Raw genomic sequence first — 9,095 nt, 5'->3', positions numbered from 1 at the left:
TGTCCTTGCCGGCCGCGCCCGCCTCGGCCCGGAAGCAGGGGCTGAAGGCGCAGTACTTCACCGGCAGCTGGCCCCCCTCGAGGATCTCGTCCGCGTGGTAGTTGGTGACGGGCACCTCGGCGGTGGGGATGAGGAAGCGCTCGGGATCGCCGCTCGTCTTGAAGGCGTCCTCCTCGAACTTGGGCAGCTGCCCGGTGCCCATCATCGTCTCGCGCAGCACCAGGTAGGGCGGCAGCAGCTCCGTGTAGCCCTTCTGGGTGTGCACATCGATCATGAAGGCGACGAGCGCTCGTTCCAGCCGCGCCAGGGCTGCCTTGTAGAAGGTGAAGCGGCTGCCGGACACCTTGGCGGCCCGCTCGAAGTCCAGCATGCCCAGCTTCTCGCCGATCTCGAAGTGCTGCTTGGGCGTAAAGAGGAAGTCCGGCTTCTCGCCCCAGGTGCGGACCACCTGGTTGTCCTGCTCGCTGGCGCCTACGGGCACCGACTCGTGAGGGACATTGGGGATCAGCAGCAGGATGCGGTGGATCTCCTCTTCAACGTCCTTGAGGCGGGCCTCCTTCTCCTTGATCTCCTGGGAGACGGCGCGGAGATCGCCTCGCAGCGCCTCGAGGGCGGCGGGGTCCTCCTTCGCCTTCTTCTTCATCTCGTCATTGGCGGTGTTGCGGCGCGCCGACAGCCCCTCCATGGCGACGTAGAGCTCGCGTCGCTCGGTGAACAGCTTCTGGAAGGTGCCAAGGTCCAGGTTGCCGCCCCGGGTCTTCAGCCGGGCGACGACCGCATCGAAGTTCTGGGCGACGTGACGGAGATCCAGCATGGGGGCCTTGTAGCCACCCCCGACGGGCACGGCAAGCTGGACCTGACCCGCGACGCCGGGAAGCAGACGTCGCGGGCGGGGCTCAGGGACTACTCGAGGGCGGCGATCTCGTCCTCGATCTCACCCTTGTCGTCGGCCTTGGGCTTGAGCTCCAGGTACTTCCGGAACGCCGCGGCGGCCTCCTTCTTCTTGAACCGGTCCTTATAGGAGAAGCCCAGGTAGTAGTAGGCATCCGGGTTGTTCGGCTCGGCGACAATGGCCTTCTTGTACCAGTCGATGGCCCGGGTGTGCTGCTCGCGCTCCGACCAGGAGCGGCCGATCTTGTAATAGACGTACGTGAGCTCAGGCGCCTCCTTGAGCGCCTTCTCATAGCGCCGGACGGCCTCGTCCCACCGGCCGGCGCTGAAGAACGCGTCCCCAATGCCGCCGAGCACGCGCTTGCGCTTGGGGTCCACGGTGAGGGCGGACTCCAGGGACTTGATGGCGTCCTCGATCTTGCCGGTCTCCAGGTACACGTGGCCAAGCGCCTCGTAGGCGTCCGCGTTCTTCGGATCCAGCTCGATCGCCTTCTTCCACTCGTCGATGGCCTCGGCGAAGCGCTCGTCCTTCTTGTAGATGTCGCCCAGGGCGTAGTGGTAGTCCGGCCGGTTGGGGGCCTTGTCCACCGCGAGCCGCATCTGCTCGATGGCGCCGGTGTACTCGGAGCGCTTCGCCTTGACGAGGGCCAGGAAGTAGAGCGCCTCGTGGTTGGAGGGCTCGCGGGTGAGCGCGAGGCTGAGGTTCTTCTCCGCGTTGGGGAAGTCCCCCTTCTCGTAGAGCACCGCGCCCAGGGTGATGGGGATGGAGACCGAGCGGGGATCCTCCTCCTTGGCCTTCTCCAGCTCGACCACGGCCTCGTCGAGCTTGCCCAGGCGCCACAGCACCGTGCCGCGCTGGAGGCGCCCGTCCTTGAGCAGGTGCGGATCCAGCTCCAGGGCCTTGTTGGCGTTGAGGTTGGCCTTCTCCAGATCGCCGTTGAGCAGCGCCACGCGGGACAGGCCCAGGTAGGCCTCGGCCAGGCTGGGGTTGAGCTGGGCGGACTTCTCGAACTCCTGCTGGGCCAGGTCCACCTTTTGCTCCGTGAGGGCCAGCTCGCCCATGCCGGCGCGCACACCGGCGTCCTCTGGCGCCTTCTTCGCGGCCTCCTCGAGCTGGGCGCGCGCGTCCGCGTTGCGACGCAGGCGCAGGTAGAAACGGCCCAGGTGGAGGTTGGCCTCGAAGAGGTTGGGGTCCGCCTTGAGGGCACGCAGGTAGTGGCCCTCCGCGGCGGCGATCTGGTCCCGCGCGTCGTCGATGCGGCCGAAGAGCAGGGCGATGCGCGCGTCGTTGGTGAAGCGCGCGTTGGCGGCCTCCACGGCCTTCACCGCGTCGCCCATCTTCCCCAGCGTCAGCAGCGAGGAGATGTAGCCCTCCGTGTACTCGAGCGTGGCGGGATCCTCCTTGGCCAGGGCCTCATAGAGCGGCAGGGCCTGGACGTAGTCGCGGTTGGCGCGCACCGCCCGCGCCAGCTGGGCCTTGATGAAGGAGGAGCTCGGGTCCTTTGACACGGCATCCTTCAGCTCGGCCTCGGCCTCCTTGAACTTGAACTGCGCGGCCAGCGCCACGCCCTTGAGGCTCTTGGCGCGGGCGATCTCCGCGGGCCCCAGCTCCGCCAGGGCCTTCTCGTCCAGCGCCTTCTCCACGGCCTCCAGGCCCTTGGCCGGATCTCCCTTGAGCAGCAGCAGCTGCACGGCGGCCAGCTCGACCGCGGAGATGACGTGGGTGGGATCTGCCTGGAGGGCCGCATCGTAGGACTTGGCGGCCTCCTCGGCGCGGCCGGCGTCGCGGTGGAGGTTGCCCATCATGTGGTGGGCCTTGGCCGAGTCCTTGCGGACCTTGAGCACCTTGTCGAGGGTGGCCAGGGCCTCCTTGTCCTGGCGCTTGAGGGCCTGGGTCTCGGCCATGAGGAAGGCGAGCTCCACGTCGTTGGCGTTGGACTCACGGCTGTAGGCATCCCTCAGGGGCTCGAGCATCTCGTCCGCCTGGCGCCGCGTCAGGGCGTAGCCCGCGAAGGCCTTGAGCGCCTCCACGTTCTTGCTCCCAAGCAGCTCCAGGGCCTCGCGGGCCTCCTGGCAGCGGGAGAAGTCCTTCGCGTCGGTGGCGGCGTAGCGGCGCTGGAGGTAGTAGATGGACTGGCACCAGAGCGCGCGCACCTCGGGGTACTCCTTGGTGGCGAGCACCTTGGCAGTGAGATCCCGCGCCTGCTGGTAGCTGCGGAAGGTGTCCTGCGTGAGCGCCTTGCGTGCGGTCTCCACGTCCGCGGCGGCGGGCGAGCCGGCCGCGACGCGGGCCGGGAAGAGCTTGCGCAAGCCGAAGGCGCCGTACTTCGTGAAGCCGAAGCTGCCGCCGATGAGGAGCAGGACGGTGACGACGCCGCCGGCGATGAGGAACGGCATGCGCTTGCGCCACTTCTCGTAGACGCCCGAGCGGTCCACGACCGCGATGCTGGCCATGCGCCCCTCGTAGAGCTGCTGCATCCGGTCGAGGTTGGCGCTGGGGCTGGCCGCCGGGGCCTGCTCCACCTTGGCGGGCTCGCCCGGGGCCACGGCGGGCAGACCCGTCTTCGAGGAAGGGCCCTCCATCAGCTTCTGGATGGCGGCGCCGAAGGAGGCCACCGTGCCGATGGGCGTCCAGTTGTCCGAGTCCGTGGAGACGTCCTCGTTGCCCAGGAGCTGGCCCTCCTCGAGCATCTTCACGATGACGCCTTCCTCGAACGGGCCGAAGACCTTGCCCGAGCGGCGGCGCACGTTGAAGCGCTTCACCTTGGCGGCCTTGGCGCCGCTGTCCTTGGCGGCATCGTCGATGAAGCTGAGCATCTCCAGGCCATCCGCGTTCCCCGCGGCGGGCGGAGGCGGGAGGGGCGCGGAGAGATCCACCTCGAGGTCGTCCCCGGCCGAGGACCTCGACGGGGCCGTCGGGTCGAACTCGAGCGCGTCGGCCGAGTTATAGCCGCCGCCCGGAGGAGGGGGATCGTTGAAGCTGATGTCCCCGAAGTCCGTGCCGACGTTGACGGGCTCGCCCGCCGGAGGCGACGCGTTGAAGTCGAGCTGGAGGTCGGGCGCAGGCGCCGAAGGCGGTGGCTCTGAGAGGTCCACCGCAAACGGATCCGAGTCAGGGGAGCCGGCCGAGGGCGGCGGTGGGAAGGAGAAGGCCGCAACTGCAGGCTGTTCCTCCGGGGCGAGCGACTGCATCTCGGGCAGGGAGTACCCCTGGTCCATGGAAGGTGCAGCGTAGGCGCCCTCCTGAGGCTCACCCTCGGGCGGAGGCGGCAGGGCGAAGGGATCCTGCTCCTCGGCCGTGGGCAGGGGCGGCAGGGCGAACGGATCCTGCTCCTCGGCGGTGGGCGGGGGCGGCAGGGCGAACGGGTCCTCCGTGGGCGGCGCGCTCACCTCGGTGTAGGCCTGCTGGGTTTCGTACTCGGAGGGGGGAGGCGGCAGGGCAAAGGGATCGTTCGGATCGCCTGCGCCGTCCATGGGGAAGGCCTGTCCCTCGGCCATCGGGTCCCCGGACAGGTCGTAGGCCTGCTGCGGATCAGCAGAGCCCGGCAGCGGGATGGCGGCCTGCGTGTCGAGGCCTGGATCGTAGGAGGCGTACGGGTTGGTGTGCCCCCCCATGGTGCCCTGCTGCTGGCCGAAGGAGTCCTCCACGGGAGTGTCGGCGAAGTCGAAGTCCCGGGCGGTGCCGGGCACCTCCTGCGTGCTGTAGGCAGGCTCCGGCGGCGGCTCCGGCGGTGGATCTCGGAACGCGGCGCTCGGAAGCGAGGAGAGGGCCACGACGCGCGTGGACTCGTTGTCGTCCCACCCGTAGTCCGCGCCGTCGCCGACGGCCCCGAACGGATCGGACGCGGGGGGCGGGGGCAGCGGAATGGCGGCGGACTGCGGCGCGGGAGGCAGGGGGATGGCGGCGTACTGAGGCGCGGCAGAGCCCGGCAGCGGAATGGCTGCAGACTGCGGTGCGGCAGAGCCCGGCAGCGGGATGGCGGCAGACTGCGGTGCTGCAGCCCCCGGCAGCGGAATGGCAGCCGACTGCGGCGCGGCAGAGCCCGGCAGCGGAATGGCAGCCGACTGTGGCGCGGCAGCCCCTGGCAGCGGGATGGCGACCGGAGTGGCCAGGCTCTCCGAGAGAGGCCGGATGGGGAAGGTGTTCTGGCACTTGGCGCACTTCAGCTTCGCGCCACCCGGCGGGATCCGCTTGTCATCGATGTTGTAGTTCGTCTGGCAAGTCGGGCACGAGACTTTCATGGGATTCCTTACAGAGACCTGCTGGCGCAAGCGCCCGCGAGCGGGCCGTCGCGAGCCCCGCAAGCTATCAGAGGCGTTTCCGGGGCGGAAAGAACGCGTACGGCTGTGCTCTCGCCTGCCCTTGGGGCCCAGGCGAGGGGGCAGGGGGCCGTCCGCCCGTGGGAGAACGGGCCTACGCGAGCGCCCCACCCCTGAGCAGGAGGTGGTAGACCCCAGGGCGCATGGATCCCACCCTCATCCTGGGCGCGGGCCTGGCGGGCCTGTCCGCCGCCCACTTCCTCCAGCGGCCCTGGCACCTGATCGAGAAGACGGACCGGGTTGGCGGCCTCATCAAGACCGAGCTCATCGAAGGGTGCTCCTTCGACCCCACCGGCCACTGGCTCCACCTGAGGGATCCCGAGATTCGAGAACTGGTGAACACTCTCTGGCTGCCAGGACAGCTGGTGAGCATCCAGCGCAAGGCGGGCATCTTCTCGCGAGGCGTCTTCACCCGCTTCCCATACCAGGTGAACACCCACGGGCTGCCGCCAGAGGTCGTGGCGGAGAACCTGATGGGCTACGTGGAGGCCATCTACGGCGATAAGGGCCGCGAGCTGCGAGAGCGTGAGCCGCGCAACTTCGAGGAGTTCATCCTCCGCTATATGGGGGAGGGCTTCGCGAAGAACTTCATGGTGCCCTACAACCAGAAGCTGTGGACGGTGCACCCGCGGGAGCTGTCGGCCGCATGGGTGGGGCGCTTCGTGCCTCGGCCCACGCTGAAAGAAGTCGTGGACGGGGCGCTCGGGGCGGGCAGCGATGCGCTTGGCTACAACGCCTCGTTCCTCTACCCGCGCGAGGGCGGCATCGAGAGCCTGGCCCGCGCCATGCTGCGCCACCTGAAGGGCGGCGAGGTGAGCGTGCGCACCGAGCCCACCGCCATCGACTGGAAGGCCCGCCGGGTGACGCTCTCGGACGGGCGCGCGCTCGGCTACTCGGAGATCCTCTCTACAATCTCACTGCCCCATCTGGTGGGCCTGCTCGCTCGAGGTGCCTCCGGGGTACCGGACGAGGTGCGCGCCGCCGCCGGCCGCCTGCGGGCCACCACCGTCACCTACGTCTGTGTGGCCGCCCGAGGGGAGAACCGGCAGCCCTGGCACTGGATCTACTTGCCGGAGCTCGAGTTCAAGACGTACCGCATCGGCTCGCCGTCCGCCGTATACGCGCCGCTGGCGACGCCGAACACCGCGACTTTCTATGTGGAGTACAGCCACCACGGCGAGCTGTCCCCGGCCCAGTGCGAGCAGGACGCGGTGGAGGACCTGGTGCGCTCGCAGATGATCCACTCCGCGGACGAGCTGCTCTTCTCCCAGGCCCGAGAGATCCCCCACGCCTACGTCCTCTATGACGATGCGTACGGCGCGGCGAAGGCGGAGATCCTCCGCTTCCTGGAGCACGCCCGCATTCTGACGGCCGGGCGCTACGGGCAGTGGGAGTATTCCTCCATGGAGGATGCCATCCTCGGTGGCCGCGCCAGCGCTCGGGTCCTCAACGGGCGGTGACCCCTGGAGGTGGCGCAACGACTGTTGTCGACGGTCGGCGGCCGGCGTGGTAGGTCCAGAGCCTCCGCCTCCGTGCGTCCGCCCTCGACCATGGCCGCTCCGTACCTCTCGATCGTCATCCCCGTCTACAACGAGGAGTCCATCATCGGCTCGGCGGCGGCGGAGCTGTGCCAGGGCCTGGACGCCCACGGCTGGGACTACGAGGTCATCTTCGCGGAGAACGGCTCGCGAGACGCGACCCCCCAGCTGCTCGAGCAGATGTGCGCCCAGAACCCGCGCCTGCGGTGGTTCCACTCGGAGCGGCCCAACTATGGCTTCGCGCTCAAGGCCGGCATCCTCGAGGCCCGTGGCACCTTCGTGGTGTGCGATGAGATCGACCTGTGCGATCTGACCTTCTACGCGTCGGCGTTGCCTCGGCTGGAGCGCGGCGAGGCGGACATGGTCGTGGGCTCCAAGGCCGCCAAGGGGGCCAGTGATCAGCGGCCGATCGTGCGGCGCGTGGCCACGCGGGTCCACAACAAGCTGCTGAAGGTGACGCTGGGCTTCCGGGGCACGGACACGCACGGGCTGAAGGCGTTCCGGCGCGAGGCGCTCATGCCCGTCATCGCCAAGTGCGTGGTGGACATGGACGTGTTCGCCAGCGAGTTCGTCATCCGCGCGTGGCGCGAGGGCCTGAGGGTGATGGAGATCCCCATCCAGCTCCACGAGAAGCGCCAGCCCTCCATCCACCTCTTCAGGCGGGTGCCCAACGTGCTGAAGAACGTGAGCAAGCTCTTCTACGTCATCCGCATCCGAGGCACCTGAGGGGCGCGCCGTGGCTCTCCGGCTGGCGTCCATCTCGGTCGACCTCGATTCGCTGCAGCACTACTGCCGTATCCACAGCCTGCCCGAGTCGGTGCTGGACTCACGCGCCCGAGGGCTCGTGTACGCCACCGCCGTGCCCCGCTTCCAGGAGCTGCTGCGGGCCGTGGGCGCGCCCGGGACGTTCTTCGCCATTGGCGAGGATCTGGCGGACGCCGGGGCCGCGGCCGCGCTCAAGGCGGCTCATGCCTCGGGAATCGAGGTGGGAAACCACAGCTTCTCGCACGACTACGCCCTGACGCGGCGGGCTCCGGACTCCATGCGCGAGGAGCTGGTGCGCGGTGAGGAGGCCATCTTCGCCGCCACGGGCACGCGGCCGGTGGGCTTCCGGGCTCCCGGGTACACGCTCAACGCCGCCCTCTACGCGGCCACGGCCGAGCGCGGCTACCTCTATGGATCGTCCACCTTCCCGGCCCTGCCGTACTACGGGGCCAAGGCCGCGGTGATGGGCGCGCTCGCCCTGGCCGGCCGCCCGTCTCGTTCGATATTGGACAATCCCCGGGTCCTGCTGGCGCCACGTACGCCGTACCGGCCCGATCCCGCTCAGCCCTACCGGCGGGGCAAGGGGGCGGTGCTGGAGCTGCCCATGACGGTGACGCCGGGCCTGCGCTTTCCCTTCATCGGCACCTTCGCGACGACGCTGCCGCTGCCCGCAGTCCGTGCCGCGTGGCGCGCATGCCGAGGCGATGCGCTCTTCAACTTCGAGCTGCACGGCGTGGACGTGCTGGATGCCGCCGATGGGATTCCCCCGGAGCTGGTTCGCCAGCAGCGCGATCTGCGCGTGTCCTCGGCTCGGAAGCTGGAGCGGCTCGCGACGATCTTCCGCTGGCTGAAGGAGGATGCGGACGTGGTCACCCTGCGCGTGTCCGCCGAGCGGCTCGCCCAGACGGTGTGAGGCGCGGGCTCACCGGGGAGCTTCCGGGGCTCCGAGCACCTCGATCAGCTCGCCGATCACGCGGGCGTCATCGCGCATCCAGTGGTGCAGGAGCACGGGGAAGGTGCGCTCTGTGGCGCCGGGCAGCCGCGAGCTGACGGCCGGGACGATGATGATGTCCAGGGGCGTCCAGAAGGCGTAGACCTCGACCTTTCCAAAGGGGGCGGGATCCCGGGCCAGCGTGCGCAGGAGCCGGCTGCGCGGCCGCATCTGCTTCACTCCCTCGCCCGGCTGCAGGTAGGCCATCATCGTGCCCGCGTGCGGCCCGGAGATGGAGACAAAGCGCCGGACCTGGTCCCGCCCGCCCAGCATCTGCAGCCAGAAGCGCGTCACCAGCGCTCCCATGCTGAACCCGACCACGTCGATCCGGGTCGCTCCTGTCTCCGCACGCAGCGCCTCGGCCGCCCGAGCCACCTGACGGGCCAGGTCCGGCACGCCCACGCTCCCGTCATTGGGCTCCAGCGAGGCAGTGCGCACCACGGGCCAGCCGGCGCGCTCCAGGTGTTCCTTCATCGGGCCCAGGCCGCTCGCGGTGTCATGGAAGCCGTGGACGAGCAGCACCGGTGGAGGGGGACTCGCCGGGTGGGGTTGAGGGAGGGAGCGCACCGTGGGCCCCGCCGCACACCCTG

Annotated in this window: 5 protein-coding genes and 1 pseudogene; 3 read left to right on the top strand and 3 right to left on the bottom strand. The window is 69.5% G+C overall.

Annotation, left to right across the window (positions count from 1 at the left end):
* Positions 1-814 (bottom strand): annotated as a pseudogene (locus VD972_RS26225) (serine--tRNA ligase); the annotation flags it as partial.
* Positions 815-903: 89 nt separating this feature from the next.
* On the bottom strand, positions 904-5,133 hold the full coding sequence (locus tag VD972_RS26220; RefSeq protein WP_324991472.1) for a tetratricopeptide repeat protein: 4,230 nt from the start codon (positions 5,131-5,133) through the stop codon (positions 904-906).
* A 221-nt stretch (positions 5,134-5,354) separates the two neighbouring features.
* Here VD972_RS26220 and VD972_RS26215 point away from each other — a divergent pair, with 221 nt between their 5' ends.
* From VD972_RS26215 to VD972_RS26205, 3 genes are all read left to right on the top strand, one after another.
* Positions 5,355-6,671 (top strand): protoporphyrinogen/coproporphyrinogen oxidase, encoded by a 1,317-nt coding sequence (locus tag VD972_RS26215; RefSeq protein ID WP_324991471.1) that lies wholly within the window; start codon positions 5,355-5,357, stop codon positions 6,669-6,671.
* A gap of 90 nt (positions 6,672-6,761) precedes the next feature.
* A complete protein-coding gene (locus tag VD972_RS26210) occupies positions 6,762-7,475 on the top strand; it encodes a glycosyltransferase family 2 protein (protein WP_324991473.1) in 714 nt (237 codons plus the stop codon).
* 10 nt (positions 7,476-7,485) lie between these two features.
* Positions 7,486-8,427 (top strand): polysaccharide deacetylase family protein, encoded by a 942-nt coding sequence (locus VD972_RS26205; protein WP_324991470.1) that lies wholly within the window; start codon positions 7,486-7,488, stop codon positions 8,425-8,427.
* Positions 8,428-8,436: 9 nt separating this feature from the next.
* Here VD972_RS26205 and VD972_RS26200 read toward each other — a convergent pair.
* A partial coding sequence (locus VD972_RS26200) for a lipase family alpha/beta hydrolase (protein WP_324991469.1) occupies positions 8,437-9,095 on the bottom strand: 659 nt, incomplete at its 5' end.

The organism is Hyalangium sp. (assembly GCF_035629615.1).
Lineage (GTDB): Bacteria > Myxococcota > Myxococcia > Myxococcales > Myxococcaceae > Hyalangium.
This window is presented reverse-complemented; position numbering and strand designations above follow the sequence as displayed.

What these genes read in the sequence shown, in the direction of transcription:
- VD972_RS26220 (WP_324991472.1), bottom strand. Translation starts at nt 5,133, where the DNA reads ATGAAAGTCTCGTGCCCGACTTGCCAGACGAACTACAACATCGATGAC.
- VD972_RS26215 (WP_324991471.1), top strand. Translation starts at nt 5,355, where the DNA reads ATGGATCCCACCCTCATCCTGGGCGCGGGCCTGGCGGGCCTGTCCGCC.
- VD972_RS26210 (WP_324991473.1), top strand. Translation starts at nt 6,762, where the DNA reads ATGGCCGCTCCGTACCTCTCGATCGTCATCCCCGTCTACAACGAGGAG.